This window comes from Gemmatimonadota bacterium, from assembly GCA_040388625.1.
Taxonomy (GTDB): Bacteria; Gemmatimonadota; Gemmatimonadetes; order Gemmatimonadales; family Gemmatimonadaceae; genus Fen-1247.
The window spans coordinates 325,192-341,587 of sequence record JAZKBK010000005.1; the positions used below are offsets into that span (position 1 = coordinate 325,192).

Annotated in this window: 10 protein-coding genes; 8 read left to right on the top strand and 2 right to left on the bottom strand. The window is 61.9% G+C overall.

Going from position 1 to position 16,396, the window contains the following annotated elements; translation table 11 throughout:
- Positions 1-125 precede the first annotated feature (125 nt).
- The 5 genes from V4529_13210 to V4529_13230 are packed head-to-tail and all read left to right on the top strand — an operon-like array spanning position 126 to position 7,941.
- Positions 126-713 carry a helix-turn-helix domain-containing protein gene (locus V4529_13210; GenBank protein ID MES2359286.1) on the top strand — a complete coding sequence of 196 codons (588 nt, stop codon included), beginning with the start codon at positions 126-128 and terminating at the stop codon, positions 711-713.
- Positions 714-745: 32 nt separating this feature from the next.
- Positions 746-2,491: a TolC family protein gene (locus V4529_13215; protein ID MES2359287.1), complete on the top strand. Its 1,746-nt coding sequence runs from the start codon at positions 746-748 to the stop codon at positions 2,489-2,491.
- Complete coding sequence (locus tag V4529_13220; GenBank protein MES2359288.1) at positions 2,492-3,631, top strand: efflux RND transporter periplasmic adaptor subunit; 1,140 nt, start codon at positions 2,492-2,494, stop codon at positions 3,629-3,631.
- Between the two features lie 10 nt (positions 3,632-3,641).
- Positions 3,642-7,052, top strand: coding sequence for an efflux RND transporter permease subunit (locus V4529_13225; GenBank protein MES2359289.1), 3,411 nt, complete (start codon positions 3,642-3,644; stop codon positions 7,050-7,052).
- 10 nt (positions 7,053-7,062) lie between these two features.
- Positions 7,063-7,941, top strand: coding sequence for a cation diffusion facilitator family transporter (locus V4529_13230; protein MES2359290.1), 879 nt, complete (start codon positions 7,063-7,065; stop codon positions 7,939-7,941).
- A gap of 3 nt (positions 7,942-7,944) precedes the next feature.
- Here the strand turns inward: V4529_13230 and V4529_13235 are convergent, their stop codons facing one another.
- Positions 7,945-9,141 carry an acyltransferase gene (locus V4529_13235; protein ID MES2359291.1) on the bottom strand — a complete coding sequence of 399 codons (1,197 nt, stop codon included), beginning with the start codon at positions 9,139-9,141 and terminating at the stop codon, positions 7,945-7,947.
- 296 nt (positions 9,142-9,437) lie between these two features.
- On the opposite strand from V4529_13235, the gene V4529_13240 reads away from it, so the two are divergent.
- On the top strand, positions 9,438-9,749 hold the full coding sequence (locus tag V4529_13240; GenBank protein ID MES2359292.1) for a hypothetical protein: 312 nt from the start codon (positions 9,438-9,440) through the stop codon (positions 9,747-9,749).
- Positions 9,750-10,171: 422 nt separating this feature from the next.
- On the opposite strand, the gene V4529_13245 is transcribed toward V4529_13240, so the two are convergent.
- Entirely contained in the window at positions 10,172-11,035 is an 864-nt protein-coding gene (locus tag V4529_13245; protein ID MES2359293.1) for a murein L,D-transpeptidase catalytic domain family protein, read from the bottom strand.
- Positions 11,036-11,298: 263 nt separating this feature from the next.
- Between V4529_13245 and V4529_13250 the strand changes: the two genes are divergently transcribed.
- Both V4529_13250 and V4529_13255 read left to right on the top strand, forming a co-directional pair.
- A complete protein-coding gene (locus tag V4529_13250) occupies positions 11,299-15,027 on the top strand; it encodes a TonB-dependent receptor (protein ID MES2359294.1) in 3,729 nt (1,242 codons plus the stop codon).
- Positions 15,024-16,379: a hypothetical protein gene (locus V4529_13255; protein MES2359295.1), complete on the top strand. Its 1,356-nt coding sequence runs from the start codon at positions 15,024-15,026 to the stop codon at positions 16,377-16,379. The genes V4529_13250 and V4529_13255 overlap by 4 nt, the downstream gene beginning before the upstream one ends.
- The last annotated feature ends 17 nt before the right edge of the window (positions 16,380-16,396 follow it).

The following is a 16,396-nucleotide window of genomic DNA, read 5'->3' on the forward strand; positions in this document are numbered from 1 at the left end:
TTCGGTTCGCGCCCGGCGTTCGCATGGTTCATCCTCCAAACAATCGGACCACCACCCCCGTAAACATCTGCCGCAAGCAAGTACCCACTTGCAGAAATGAACGCGCGTCCATTTATTCCTCCGCCATGGAAAGGCGCGAAGAACTGCTCAGGGCCGCTGCCCGAGTCTATGCTCGGCACGGATATCGGGGCTCGACCACCCGACGGATCGCCGACGAGGCGGGCGTCAATGAGATAACCATTTTCCGGCAATTCGGGACCAAGGATACGCTCATCCACGAGGCCATCGCCTCATCCGGGATGAGCGGTCCACTAGTCGAACTCCCGAAAGTGCCGGTAGATCCTCAACGTGAGCTTCAGGAATGGGCGGCTGCCCTCCGCTCCCACATCTGTGCCTCCCGATCCCTCATGCGACGCTGCATGAGCGAGCGCGAGGAACACCCCCAGTTGAGCGCTTCCGCCAATCGTGGTCCGATGCGTGCGGCGGCGGCCCTCCAGGCCTACTTCGGGCGGCTCCAGGATCAAGGCTTCATCAAGGGCGACGTCAACGCCAGGGCCGCGGCGGCGATGTTGATCGGTACGATCTTTTCCGACGCGATGGGCCGCGACGTGATGCCGGACATCTACCCGAGCACCCCCGCGGCGGCAGCTGAACAGTACACGGCTCTCATTCTCAGAGCGATCGGTCTCTCGCCGCGCACCGCCGGCGCATAGCCGGACGCTAACCAGCTTCACTCGACAACTCGATGATACCTATAACGGCTACATTCGGCCGCACAAACTGGATTCAACGCGCGCTGGCCGGCGCTCTGGTTGCGTCGTCTGCGCTCGCCACAGTCGCGATGCCAGCGACGTTGCGCGCCCAGCAGCCGATCACACGCGCGGACTCCAACGCGGCGACACCGGCTCGGCCGCTGTCACTGGCAGACGCTGTCGATATCGCGCAGAAGCAGAGTCAGGTCGTGCACATCGCCAACAACGCGATACAGCGCGCACAGGGCGGCCAGTATCAGGCGCGCAGCGGGCTCTTTCCGCAGCTGAGCGCAACTGCCAACTACACGCGCACACTGGCCTCGCAATTCTCCAAGGCGTTCTCGTCTTCACCGAGCACTGCGCCAAGTGGTCCGGCAGGACCGTGTAATCAATATCTGTTCAACGGCGACTCCTCCGAGCTCGCCCGCGTCGCTGGTCTCGAGAACTACGCGCGATGCACTGTCGCTGGCCACAGCGCGAGTGATGCTTCCACCGGTGGAATCGATTTCAGCAAGGTCGGCTTCGGTTCCGTGAACGGATACACGCTCGGTCTCTCGGGCTCGCAGAATATCTTTACGGGCGGTCGTCTCTCCGGTCAGATCCAGGCGGCCAACGCAACGCAACGCTCGGCGCGCATCGAGCTCACGGCACAACAGGCGCAGCTCCGTCTCGATGTGACGTCGGCGTATTACGATGCGGCTCTGTCCGATCGATTGCTGTCCATCGCGCAGTCCACGCTCAAGCAGACGCAGGATCTGCTGGCGCAGACTCAACTGCAGCAGAAGGTCGGCAATACCAGCGAGTTCGATCTGCTGCGGGCTCAGGTTTCGGTGAGCAATCAGCTTCCAGTCGTGATCCAGGCGCAGAGCGCGCGCGAGGTCGCATACCTCAAGCTCAAGCAGCTGCTCAATCTCCCATTCGAGCAGCGACTCGCGCTCACCACCTCGGTCGAGGATTCGACGGCTGCGCCACCGGGGGTCGATCTTGCCCGTGCGTCGTCGCCGGACACGCTCACCGAGCATCGCGCGCCGGTGCGCGAGGCTGCCGAAGCCGTCACTGCGCAGAAGGGACAGTTGAAGGTCGCGCGCTCGGAGCGGATTCCGACGTTGCAGCTTTCCACTGCGTACAGCAGAGTCGCATATCCCAGCTCCGGTCTCCCGTCGCTGGCTGACTTCAATCCCAACTGGACCGTGACACTGTCGACGTCGTTCCCGATCTTCCAGGGCGGCCGCATTCACGGCGACAAGATGGTAGCCGAGTCGAATGTGCGCGATGCACAGGCGCGGCTGGAGCAGGCGCGCGAAGGTGCTGCGCTGGACTCGCGCGTCGCACTCAACACGCTGCGTCAGGCCGAAGCGACGTTCGAAGCGAGCGCGGGCACGGCATCACAGGCGCAACGCGCCTACGAGATCGCTGAAGTGAGATACAAGGAAGGGATCTCGACGCAGCTGGAGCTGAACGATACGCGCAATCAGCTCGCGCAGGCGCTCGTGAACAGAGCGCAGGCGTCACGTGACGTGCAGGTGGCGCGTGTACGACTCGCACTGTTGCCGGATCTGCCAGTGCAGACCGCGACGGCCGGGCAGACTAACCTGTCACAGCAGACACAACAACAGCAGCAATTGCAAGCGCAACAACAGACACAATCGCAGACGACGCAGCCGGCGGGGACGTCGGGCCAGAGCACACCATCCGCGGCCGGCACATCGCCGACTGGACAACCCGGGATCAATCCATAGATGCGACGCACTTATATATATCTTCCACTTGCTCTGGCAACCGTTACACTCGCGACGGGCTGCAAACGCAAGACAGCTGAAGCGGCAGATACGGCTCAGCAGCTGGTGGTGGGCACCGAGAACATCGCGATCGCGCGACATGGATCGGTGACGAACGGCCCCTCGATCTCGGGCTCGCTCGACGCCGAGCTGAACGCGACCGTGCGCGCGCAGATTGCGGGTTCGATCATCTCGACTGACGCCGACGTCGGACAAACCGTAAGAAGGGGTCAGCTACTCGGCCGCATCGACGCGTCGGGTCTGCAGGATGCATATCTGAGCGCCAAGTCGGCCGTGTCTTCGGCAGAAGCGACGGCGGCCGTTGCACAACGTAACCTGCAGCGCAGCCAGACGCTGCTGCAGGCCGGTGCGATCGCGCAGCGCGATCTCGAGACTGCGCAGACCCAGGCGGCGAGCGCGCAGGCAGCGCTCGAAGATGCCAAGTCGCGCCTCGCGACCGCGCAGAAGAATTTCGACAACACGCGCATCACGGCACCGTTCGATGGCATAGTGAGCCAGAAGATCGTGAGCCCGGGCGATGTAGTGCAGCCCGGCGGTGCACTGTTCACCATTGTCGACCCATCGACGATGCGACTGGTCGCAGCGGTTCCCTCGGATCAGCTGTCGATGCTTCGCGTCGGCACCGACGTGGTGTTCAACGTGACCGGATATCTGGATCAGGAATTTCACGGCAAGGTGACGCGCGTGAGCCCGTCCGTCGATCCGACCACGCGTCAGGTGCAGATCATCGTATCGATTCCGAACACCAGCCACACGCTCATCACGGGACTCTATGCGGATGGCCGCATCTCCAGCCGGACGCAGGAAGGAATCGTCGTTCCGCTGTCAGCGGTCGACACGCGCATGCAGCGTCCGGCGGTGGTCGAGATAAAGGGCGGCAAGGTTACGCGCGTCGACGTCACGCTCGGCATGCGCGATCCGACGACCGAGAGGGTGCAGATCACAAGCGGAGTTGCAGTTGGTGACACGCTGCTGGTCGCGGCCGCGCAGGGCATCACGCCGGGTACACCGGTGCGGGTACAGTCGCCGCCATCGGATCAGAGCCCACAAACCAACACCACGCCAAACAGCGGTCGCTAGAGGCTTCACGATGTTCATCTCAGACTTCGCGATCAAGCGCCCCATCGTCACAGTGGTGATAATGGTCGCGCTCGTGATCTTCGGCTTGTTCTCCGCGTTCAACACGGACGTGGATGAGCTACCCGACATTCAGCAGCCGATCGTGTTCGTTGCAGTCCCGTATCCCGGCGCATCGCCGGATCAGGTCGAGCGCGAGGTGGTCGACCGGATGGAAGAAGCGTTCCAGGGTCTCAACGGCATCGATCAGATCACATCGACCTCGACGGACGGCTTCGCGCAGATCATAGTCCAGTTCGTGTATTCCAAGCCGACCGACGAGGCGGCGCAGGACGTGCGCGATGCGATCTCCGGAATTCGCGACAAGCTCCCTGTCGAGATGAAGGAGCCGATCATCAAGAAGTTCGATCCGGCCGACCAGCCGATCGTGTCGCTCACGCTGTCGTCCAACACGCTCAAGCCGAACGAGTTGACGATTCTGGCCGACCCCGACATCACGCGTCAGCTCCAGGGACTGCCGGGAGTTGCTCAGGTGACGTTGTCGGGTGGCGTGGATCGCGAGATATCGGTGGACGTGATTCCCGCGCGTCTCAATGCGGCGAAGGTGAGCGTGTCGGACGTCGTCAACGCGTTGAACGCGCAGAATCTCGCGGTTCCGGTCGGCATGATCACGGGCGCGCTCGAGGAGCGCTCGATACGACTGCGTGGGCGCATCGCGGACGCAAGAGATTTCGGTCAGCTCGTCGTCGCGCAGAGGGGCGGTCAGGTGATTCGTCTCGCGGACGTCGCGAACGTCTATGACGGATCCGCGGAGCAGCGATCGCTCGCTCTCTTTAATGGAGTCGAAGGGATTGGTATCGACATCACCAAGTCGAAGGGCACCAGCACGACGCGCGTGAGCGACGAGATCAACCAGCGTGTCAAGGAAATAAAAAAGACCCTACCGGCTGGCGTGACGCTCAACGTGGTGCGCGATGCCGGGCCGCGTGTGACGAATTCGGTTCGCAACGTAGAGGAGGCGCTCGTGGAAGGCGCAATCCTTACCGTGATCGTGGTGTTCCTCTTCCTCAACTCGTGGCGCTCGACCGTGATCACGGGACTCGCGCTGCCAGTTTCAGCGATTTCAGCCTTCATCGCGGTTCATGCGTTCGGATTCACGCTCAACACGATGTCACTGCTGGGCCTCTCGCTCGCGATCGGAATTCTGATCGACGACGCGATAGTAGTGCGAGAGAACATCGTGCGACACATCGAGATGGGTGAAGACCATTTCACGGCTGCACACACGGGTACCGACGAAATCGGTCTCGCTGTAACAGCTACGACGCTGTCGATCATGGCGGTGTTCGTTCCGATTGCGTTCATGAGCGGAATATCCGGACAGTGGTTCCGGCCGTTCGCATTGACGATTGCATGCGCAGTTCTGGTCTCGCTCTTCGTCTCTTTCTCGCTCGATCCGATGCTTTCGGCGTACTGGCCCGATCCCGCAATCGAGGCGCACGAACATCGCGCGTGGATCTCGCGCAAGCTGGAGACATTCAACAAGTGGTTCGACAGGCAGGCGGACAACTACAGGGGCGTGATCGCGTGGGCGCTGGATCACCGCGCGGATATGGTCGCGATATCGATTGGTGTGTTCTTCGCGAGCATTCTGATTCCCGCGAAGGGCCTGTTTGCGGCAATATCGCTACTGGCTGGAGTGATGCTGATAGTGTGGTTGATGTCGTTCAACTATCCGAAGTCGGCCGTCGGTACCATTCTCAAGAGTGTCATCGCCATCGGCGTGTTCGTGGGCTCGCTGCTCTTCGGTCTCACGCTGCCGGAGCCCGGCTGGGCCAAGCTCGGCGGCGGTTTCATTCCTGATTCCGACAACTCCGAGCTGAACGTCTCGATCGAGACGCCGCCAGGGTCGAACATCGATTACACGCACATAAAGGCCGAGGAGATCGGACGCATCATTCGCACGCACAAGGAAGTCGCATATACGTATACGACTGTTGGTACTGCGACGGGGTCGGGCGAGGTGGATGTCGGGAGCATCTACATCAAACTGGTTCCCAAGAATGAGCGATCCATATCGCAGGGCGACCTGAGCAACATCATCCGCGGGGAGATTGCACATGTCGCTGGTGTTACAGCGTACACGTTCAACAGCAGCTTTGCGGGTAACCAGAAGCAGATCCAGGTTCAGATTCGCGGCAACGATGCCGCGCAACTGAATGCGGTAGCAGAGCAGATGGAAGTGGAGGTGCGCAAGGTTCCGGGAGCGGCCGACGTCGGGCTGTCGACGAAGGGGCTCAAGCCGGAGCTCGACGTGCAGCTGAATCGCGGACTCGCCGGAACGCTCGGCATCACCGTGGGGCAGCTCGCGCAGGCGTTGAGGCCGGCATTCGCGGGTGTGCAGGCCGGAAGCTGGGTCGATCCCACTGGCAAGACGCGCGACGTCACGGTTCGGCTTCCAGCGGCTTCGCGACAGAACGTTTCGGATCTGCGACAGCTGCCAATCGCCGTGCCGACCCCGAATGGTACTCCTCCGGCGCAGGCGTCCTCCGCTGCGGCCACTCCAATTAACTCCGGTCCGCAGACGATTCCGCTCGGCCAGATCGCGACCGTCCGTCTGACGACCGGTCCGGCGCAGATCGATCATCTGGACGAGGACAAGGTCGTCACCGTCGGTGTGAATCCGCAGGGGCGTCCGTTGAGCGAGGTATCGGCTGACGTGAATCGTGCCATCGCGAAGGTTCCGCTGCCGCCCGGCGTGCACCTTTCGCAGGGTGGGCAGGTGAAGGATCAGAACGAGGTGTACGGCGCGATCGTGGCCGCGCTTGGGCTCGCGATTCTGCTCATGTACCTCATTCTCGTGGTGCAGTTCGGATCGTTCCTTGATCCGCTCGCGATCATGTTGTCGCTTCCGTTGTCGCTGATCGGAGTCGTGCTCGCGTTGCTCATAACGGGTGGCACGCTCAACATCATGTCGATGATCGGTGTGATCCTGCTGATGGGAATCGTAGCGAAAAATGCGATCCTGCTGGTGGACTTCGCCAAGTGGACGCGTGAATCGAAGAAGATCACGTTGCGGGAGGCGCTCATCGAAGCTGGCAGGGTACGCCTGCGTCCGATTCTCATGACGACGTTCGCGCTCATCGCCGGCATGATCCCCGTAGCGCTCGGCCTCGGTGAGGGAGCCGACTTCCGCGCACCGCTGGGGCGTGCAGTCATCGGTGGCGTCATAACATCGACACTGCTCACGTTGATCGTAATCCCGACGTTCTACGAGATCCTGGACGAATGGCGCGAGAAGCTCGTGCATGCATTCGGGCGTGGCGCCGCGGCCGAACTGGAACACGCACCGGAGCATGCGCCGAGGGCGGAGCCTGGCATGGGAGCACCACCGAGACCAGCCATGGGCGAGCCGACACCGTAGATTTCGCCGGGTGAGGTCACCCACCAGCCGCGCGATGCGCGCGGCGCAGGCCGGAATGGCGGTGAATCTGATCCTCGCGGTCATCAAGCTGATCGCGGGGATCATCGGTCATGCATACGCGCTGGTTGCCGACGCGGTCGAATCGACGGCTGATATTTTCTCGTCGCTCGTCGTGTACGGCGGTCTGCGGATTGCCGCGCAGCCGGCGGATGAGGACCATCCGTACGGTCATGGACGCGCCGAGGCACTTGCCGGCGCGCTCGTGGCGTTGATGTTGCTTGCCGCCGCGCTCGGAATTGCGATCGAGGCCGTGCGTGAGATACGAACTCCGCATCACACGCCGAGGGCGTGGACGCTCGCGGTGCTGGTCGGTGTGATCGTCATCAAGCAGGTGATGGCGAGCAAGGTATTCCGGATCGGCTCGGAGATCGGAAGCACCGCTGTAATGGCCGACGCGCAGCATCATCGCAGCGACGTGATTACATCCACAGCGGCGTTCATCGGGATCAGCATCGCCGTGATCGGCGGTCCGGGCTGGGAGCAGGCAGACGACTGGGCAGCGCTCGTGGCGTCGCTCGTGATCTGCTACAATGGCGTGAGGATGTTGCGGCCAGCGGTGAACGATCTGATGGATCGCATTCCGGATGACAGCGTGGTGCAGGGGATAGCGAGCGCGGCAACGAGCGTGGCAGAAGTGCGCGCGATCGAGAAGCTCAAGGTGCGCAAGGTTGGCTTGCAGTATGCGGTCGATCTGCACGTTCAGACAGACCCGCAGATGTCACTTCACGACGCGCATATAGTGAGCGGCAAGGTGAAGGGGGCGATACGCGCGGCGATGCCGTCGGTGGATGGGGTGTTGATCCATATGGAGCCGTACGAGCCGGCGTAGCGATCAGAGAATCGCGCGAAGCACCGGCGTCCGTCTGAACACCGCAGCACTGAGCGCGAACGACGCGATGCACGCCACGATCGTGAGGAGCGCGAACTTGAACAGCGGGGCCGCCGCGATCGGATGAAGCATGCGCGCGCCAAGTATGACGAAGGGCGGATGGAAGACGTACACGCTGAACGCGTTGTCCGACATGAATTTCTCGAAACGCCCCTGAGTGTTGTACGCTCTCCTGAAGATGACGAGCAGTCCGTAGGAGACCGCCACGCAAGTGAATGACTCCCAGAGATTCATCGACGCGGCCTGCCAGTGCCATCCGCCTGCGTACGCGGATCCGTCATCAGAGAGCCTTCCGCCGACTATCAGTATCGCAAGCCACGCCGCGAACCCGACCGGGAGTACGATTGCGAGCCATCGCACGCCCAATCGGTAGTCGAGCTTCTGGAGCCAGTGTCCGCGGGCGAAGTACGTGCCGGCAATGAACAGGAGAATGTACTGGGGGAAATCCGCCAGTTGCAGATTCAACACCGACGTGCCGTCCGGGAAGATCAGGCGTACGACGAACGTGAATGCAGCCATCACCAAGGCAAATCCAATGAGACGTGCGTTGTTCGGCGCCGGGGAGTCACTCGCATCGATCGCCGCGTCGGTCCGGCCTGGGTGGAGCGCGGCATAGCATACGCAGAAGATCAACAGCGCGAGACAGAACCAGAGCGGTCCGTTCTCCTGAAGAAACTGTCCGTTTCTGATGTGCTTGATCCACTCGTTGGCGAAGGATGTAGGCTCGGTGGAGTTCCAGGAATGCGCGACGAAATATTCAGTGATCGGGCCGAGCACGAACATGTAGAACAGGACAGGTAATCCAAGCCGGAACGCGCGCTCTCGTATGAACTTCCTGGCACCTTTCCGCTGGAGCGACGACGGAACGAAGTAACCGGCGATGAAGAACAGCAAGCCCATGAAAAACGCCTGGAGATACATCTGCCAGGCGGCGAAGGTGAGAAGAGCCGCCGGCGTGACGGGAGATCGGTCGGTGAAGTACCAGTTACCGAGCGGGCTGTAGGTGTCGGCAGAGTGCATGCTGACGACGAGGATGATCATCACCCAGCGTATGTTGTCGATGAACAGCAACCGAGGGCCGCGTGGTGTGGCGGCAATCGGTGGTTCCGTCGCGGCTGCGTCGATGGTGAGCTCTTGCACGACTACTCCGGAAGCGTTCTATCTGGATCGCCGGTACGTGAAGCGGGGCTTCGATTGTTCCGTCAGCAGCGGACGAACCGCATGCCCCCGCCGGTCGCATCCAACATTACGCGTCACGTCCAACCTGACACAAGATTGGTCAGGTCCAACGGGGAAAAGGTTCATCGGGCGAGCGACCGCGTCACCGCCGACCGGACTACGGGTGAGGAGAGCGGAGCCAGTTGTGCGAGCATCATTTATGCACCCCAATCGTGCGTTTGTGTACGCAATCGTCACCATCAATCCGGAGTGTTCCCATGTATCTGATTCGCGAGATCATGTACTGCAAGCCGGGCAAGGTGCGCCCGATGGTCGACAAGTTCGTTGCCATGTCCAGGCTCGGGGAGAAGTCAGGCATGCGCGGCATGCGCGTCATGACCGATTTCAGCGCCGAGCGCTACTGGACGGTCGTGGCGGAGATGGAGGTTCCGGACCTCGGCACATTCGAAAAGATGATGTCCGCGCCACCGGGGTCGTCGGATGACATGAAACAGATGGAAGAGATCATGAAGGACTATCACGACCTCGTCGATCACGGCAAACGGGAGATCTACAAGATCGAGGGCTGATTGACCAGCACGTCCGCGCCACGGCAAGCTGTCCACGCCACCGGCCTTACGGTCGTGGTAGGGAGACGCCATCCTTTGCACCGTTCGATCCGATCGATTTTCGGGATCCGCGCGCGCACCTTCAGTTGAATGATGCAGACACCGCCGCGCTGACGGCGGCCGCAATTCTCATCTGCGCCCGTCGACGACAATGTCAGCGCCGTCGGCCGCGGGGGTTTCGGTAGGCTGGGTGGTACTACGGGGCTGCATCTCGATGAGCAGGGTTATGTGACGGCGCGATCACTTCCGGCACCTACGTTCTTGTTTGCTGGATGCAAACAGACAACAAACTGCACTTCCAACTCGGCATGGAGAAAGTCCTGACCGTTCCGGCGACATGATCGGCCGACGGCGCGATTGTACGGCCGACGTGCAACGCGAAATCAGCCCGCGTCGATCCAGGGGTCGTGCGTCATCCAGTTGCTATCCGGCGCGAACAGGAACACGAGACCGCCGTTCGCGAGCTTGGGTAGCAGCTGTTTGGCGCGTGCAGGTTCCATCGCCGGACAGCCCTCGCTCCGTCCTGCGCGCGTGGATGTGACGTACGGTGCCCCGTGCGCGACAACTCCGCGCGCTCGCGCGTTGTTGTTGAAGTCACCCGATACTCCCGCGAGCCTCAAGCCGACCGAATGGTACGGTTGGCCGCCTGCGTGACCGGTGAAAGCGTAGATCTCCTGTGCGACGTAGAGGCCAAGCGAAGTCGTGGCTGCACCGAAGGCATTGGAGAATCGCTTGGGGACGCCAGCCGAGTTGGGCGCAGATCCGCGGCCGTGCGCTACCATGAATGGTCCGTCGACTATGGATAGCGCATCCATGTCGAAGACGTATCCGCGCGGCTGCGTGCTGGGCAGGCCGTAGTCGACGAAGTACAGATACGGCTTGCGCACCCTGTCCGGATGCGCGGCCCTGAACGCGAAATAGCTCTCGAATGCGTCAGGGAGCGCGCGCGAGTTGCTGAGTGGCCGTACCGCGGACGCGAGTGCGCCGAGCGCGTTCCGGGTGCTGGTCTCGATCTCCTCGTTGTTGCGGGCCGCAGGCTTCAGTGAAACGCGGCCGCTGAATACGGACCCGATAGCTGCGCTCACGTTCCCCGTATGCATCGATGCCAGCGTCGTTGCCGAGCGGAGCACTCGGCCGTTCCTACGCGACGCGGAATAAGCGGGATTGGCATTCGACCCCACGTACGCGACCGCAGTCGCAGCAATGAGCAGGGTTGGAAGCAGGTTAAGGTATTTCCGTGATGCCATGCTGATTCCAGAGTCGCGATCGGGCCCGCGACCGAGTGTCGGGGCAGCAGGAACGGTTGCCGTCAGGGGGTGACGACCGATGCCTCGTTCATATTACACCAGGGGATCAGAATGGTCCAAGGCCCCTGACGGTGGGGGCCGAGCTGGAGGCTGGCCGACGGCCGCGAAACGCATTCTTTTCTTGACACGATCTGTACGAAGACGTACTGTAGGTACCGACAGGCCGGTCCAGAGGCTCAATCACCACTGCAAAGCACGACTGAATGCAAATCCATCCGTCGCTGCTTCGATTTGTGATGGCCCTGACACTGGCGGTTCCCCTGTTCCTGGGAGCCAGGTCCGCTGCAGCCCAGCAAGCGGACGTCATTCGCGGCCTCATTACAGGGCGCGACGGTGTCGCGATCGCCGGCGTTCGAGTGACTGTGACGTCGGTCTCCGGAAACGTCAGCCGCACCGCTCGAACGGACAACAGCGGGCGCTTCACGGTGATCTTTCCGGGTGGCGAGGGCGACTACTTCGTGAGTCTCGCCATACTCGGCTTCGCTCCAAAACGGTTCGAAATCAAGCGATCGGCTGATGAAGAGATTCTCATCGCTGACGCAACCATGAACACGGCCGTCACGCAGCTCGACACGGTGCAGGTCGGCGCCGGCCGCAAGCCACCGCCGCGCGGTGTTGCGACGCCGGACATCAGCGGGACCGAGCATAATGTAGATGTCCGGAACGTCGATCCTGCGCAGCAAGGCGATCTCGCGGCCATGGCAGCAAGTATCCCGGGCGTGACACTCGTCCCGGGCGCCGACGGAGACCCTTCCGGCTTCTCCGTACTCGGACTCTCGCCCGACCAGAACGCCACGACACTCAATGGAATGTCGTACAACGGGTCGAACGTTCCGCGCGATGCGGGCATCTCCACTTCGGTCGTGACGAATCCGTATGATGTATCGCGCGGTGGATTCGCAGGCGCGCAGCTGAACGTGCGCTCGCAGCCTGGCTCCAACTACATCACGCGTTACACAAGCGCAAATGTGGACGCACCGGCCCTCCAGTGGACCGACGCGTCCGGCCGCGCGCTGGGACAACAGTACAACAACGTGTCACTCGGCGGACGAGTCTCAGGGCCGCTGGTATTCGACAAGGCGTTCTACAATCTTGCATTTCAGGCCGGGCGAAGAGCGAGCGACCTGCGCTCACTCGTCAGTACCGATGCGCTCGGGTTGCAATCGGCGGGTGTGAGTCTCGACTCGGTGACGCGCCTCGTCAGTTTGTTGAATCGGGCCGGAGTGCCTCTCGCCGCACCTCGGATCGGTTCCAGCCGCGAAACGGATCAGGCCTCTCTCTTCGGATCCTTCGACTTCGCTCCTCCAAGCTCCACGCGCGGGACGGCCGTCAACGTAACGGTGAGCGCCAACGTGACGAGCCTGTCACCTGCGAGCGCAATGAACACGGAAGTTCCGGCGCACGGCGGCGATCGCAAGTCCGCGCAGGGCGCGCTCCAGGTGGGACACAGTACGTATTTCGGCGTGGGCGTTCTGTCGGAAACGCAGGCGAGCGTATCGACGTCCGCGAATCACGGCGACCCCTTCACTGCGTTGCCGAGCGCGAGCGTGCTCGTGGGATCGACGTTCGCCGACGGCACCAGCGCAGTGCGAAATATCGGATTCGGCGGGAATTCGTTCCTCGGCACCCGCCAGTCCACGACGACTGCCGGCTTGATGAATCAGCTCTCGTGGTTCAGCACGAACAACAAGCACCGGGTCAAGCTCACGAGTGAGCTTCGGAACGACGCCTACTCGCAGGACCAGACGACGAACGCGCTGGGTACGTTCACCTTCAATTCGCTCGCCGACGTCGATGCGAACCGGCCTACGTCGTTCACGCGTCAGTTGTCGCGCCGCGTGAGAAGCGGCAACGATCACATCGAAGCATTGTCGCTGGGCGACGCGTACAGGCCGAGTACGACGTTGCAGTTGCAGTACGGATTGCGCCTCGATGCGAATCAGTTCACCACGCAACCCGTCGCGAACCCGGACGTCGCGCGTATTTTCGGAACGTCGAACGATCACGTGCCGAGTCACGCGTACGTGAGTCCGCGGCTCGGCTTCTCGTGGGCGTATGGCACCGGCGCGCAGGTCGCGGCTTTCGCCGGCGCGGCGCGTGGCCCACGCGCGGTCGTTCGCGGCGGCGTCGGAGTATTTCAGGGCGTTCCGCAGGCGACGCTCATCGGCGGTGCGCTGGACAACACCGGCCTGCCGGGCAGCATTCAGCAGGTGTTCTGCGTGGGCCCTGCGACGCCGATTCCCGACTGGTCGGCGTACATTGCGAGCGTCAACAGCATACCTGCTGCATGCGCAGACGGTACGAGTGCCACTCCGTTCGCGAACACGGCGCCGTCGGTGACGCTGTTCGACCGGAGCTATACGGCACCGCGCAGCGTCCGGTCGAATCTGCAGTGGAATGGCGCGGTGTTGAACAATCGCTTCAACGCGAGTTTTGAAGGCGTGCTGTCGGTCAATCAACGGCAGCCGAGCTTCGTGGATCTGAATTTCAATGGTGTACAGCAGTTCGTGCTGCCTGGAGAGGCGAACCGGCCGGTGTATGTATCGCCCGCGAGCATCGTCGCAAGTACGGGGTCGATCGGCGGAACGGACGGACGTGTGTCGCCACTGTTCTCACACGTGACAGCGCTTCGCTCAGATTTGACGTCACAGAGCCGGCAGTTCACCGTACGGTTGTCGCCGATCGGTTTCAATACTCATTTTGCCTGGAGTCTCGCGTACGTTCTCTCGGATGTGCGGGAGCAGGCGCGCGGATTCACGAGCGCGTCGGGCGATCCGCGCGACGTCGAGCAATCCCGGTCCACCTTCGACTCGCGGCATCAGATCACGTACAGTTTCGTTTATAACGCGTTCGACTGGGTGCGCATGACCTGGTTTGGCAATCTTCGCTCGGGAACGCCATTCACTCCGCAGGTAGCTGGAGACATAAACGGGGATGGATACTCGAACGACCGCGCATTCGTCTTCGATGCTGCACGGAGTACCGATCCGGTAGCGGCCGCGATACACTCGCTTGTCACGAACGGATCGAGCGAGGCCCGCCGCTGCCTTGTCTCGCAGCTGGGTCAGATCGCGCGGAGAAACAGCTGCGAGGGGCCGTGGACTTCGACGGCATCGCTCTCGTTCGCGTTCAATCCGCTCAAAGTGAGACTTCCGCAGCGCGCGCAGCTGTCATTTGCCGCCTCGAATCCACTTGGCGCCGCAGATCTGTTGTTGCACGGCGAGAACAACCTGCGCGGTTGGGGACAGCTGGCAATTCCGGATCAGACATTGCTCTATGTACGCGGCTTCGATCCGGTACCGCGCAGTTACAAGTACGACGTGAATCAGCGCTTCGGCGCGACGAACGCGGCATTCTCGGCGATTCGCGCGCCCGTTACGCTGACGGCTATGCTACGGGTGGACATAGGCCCGTCGCGTGAGCGCCAACTCCTTACGCAGCAGCTCGACCGGGGGCGAACGCAGCCAGGCCAGAAGGCAAGCGAGACGATCCTCAAGATCACTCATGGAAGCGGCGACATTCCCAATCCAATGACGTCGATACTTCAGCAGGCCGATACCTTGCATCTTACGGGGCGCCAGGCGGATAGTCTTGCGACATTGAATCGCTGGTATTCCATAAAGCGCGACTCGATATGGAATCCTGTTTCGATATATCTGGCAGCGCTGCCGGATCACTACGATCAGGGCGAGGCCTATGCGCATTATCGGCGGGCGCGCGAGGCTTCGGTGGATCTGCTGCTCCCGCTGGTTCCGAAGGTGCGGGGTGTACTCACGGCGGCTCAGCTGCGATTGTTGCCGGACTACATACGCGCATATCTCGACACTCAGTATCTCGCATCGATTCGCTCGGGGACGATGGGAGTTGGTGGCAATGCCAGTCTCTTTCCATCGCCGCCGAGCGGTGGTCAGCAGACCTTCATCATGCGATGACACGTACGGTCATCGCTCACTGGAACTCGATCATGTCGATCCATTCACGCTTCTTCATCACGCTGACGCTCGCGGGTGGTCCTCTCGTTGCGCAGAGTACGCTGCCGCCAGTACGGCCGCTCGGACAGATTACCGTCGCATCTCCGTCAGAGTTTGCGAGCATATCGTCGGTGCGCGCGTTATCGGATGGCAGCGTACTCGTGAACGACCTGACTGGGCGCAAGGTCACGCTGCTCGATCCCACGCTCGCGCACAGCACCGTCATCGCGGATTCCACGAGCGCAACGTCGATGGCGTACAGCTCGCGACTCGGCGGCCTCATCGCGTATCACGGAGACACGACGCTGTTCGTGGATCCGCAATCCATGTCGATGCTGGTGCTTGACGGAGCTGGCAAGGTCGCGAGAGTGATGTCCGTACCGAAGGCGCAGGACGCAACATTTCTGATTGGTGGACCATTCGGCAACCCCGGCATGGATCCGTCAGGGCGTCTCGTGTATCGTACTATGCTGCGGCCGAACTTCACGCCGCCGGGCCCCGACGGCAAGGTCGTTGCGCCTGTGGCGATAGACTCTGCGCCGATAATCCGCTTCGATCTCAACGAGCGTCGCGCTGACACTGCCGGTTACATCAAGGTTCCGGCACCTCGCGTGAGCATCAACGCCAGCGAAGGGCGAATGCGGGTAACGATGCAGATGAACCCGCTGAGCGTGACGGATGACTGGGCGCTACTGCCTGATGGTAACATTGCCGTCGTTCGCGGTGCGGACTTTCGCGTCGACCTGTTGAAGCCGGACGGTACAGTGGTGAAGGGCGAGAAGATGCCCTTCGACTGGCAGCGGTTGAACGACTCGAGCAAGCAGGCGATCGTCGATTCTACGCGAAGGGTCGTCGAAGAGGCACGCACGCGTCAGCTCGCCATCATGCAGGGAAATGCGTCGACGACAGCGGGATCAGCGAACAGCGCGGCGCCGTCTGGAGGAGTCGTGTTCCAGATGCGCGTGGAAGGCGGGCCACCGGCGGCGGGTGCGCCTGCGACGCGGTCGAGTGGAACATCGCTCGAGCTCCCTCCAGTCGAGTTCGCGCCGCTTTCGGAGATGCCGGACTATCGGCCCGCGTTCTCCGCCGGCGCTGTGCGCGCCGATGCGGATGGCAATCTGTGGATTCGTACCTCCAGCGTGTTCAATGGCGCGCCGGTCTACGATGTGGTTAACAGCGGCGGGCAGCTCGTCGACCGCGTGCAGCTTCCGCCAGGTCGCACGATCGCAGGGTTCGGCAAGGGAGGTTTCGTTTACCTTGCCGTTCGCGACGGAACCACCGGCGTAAGGCTCGAGAAGGCGCGGACGAAATAGCAAGTTGCTATTGCGCA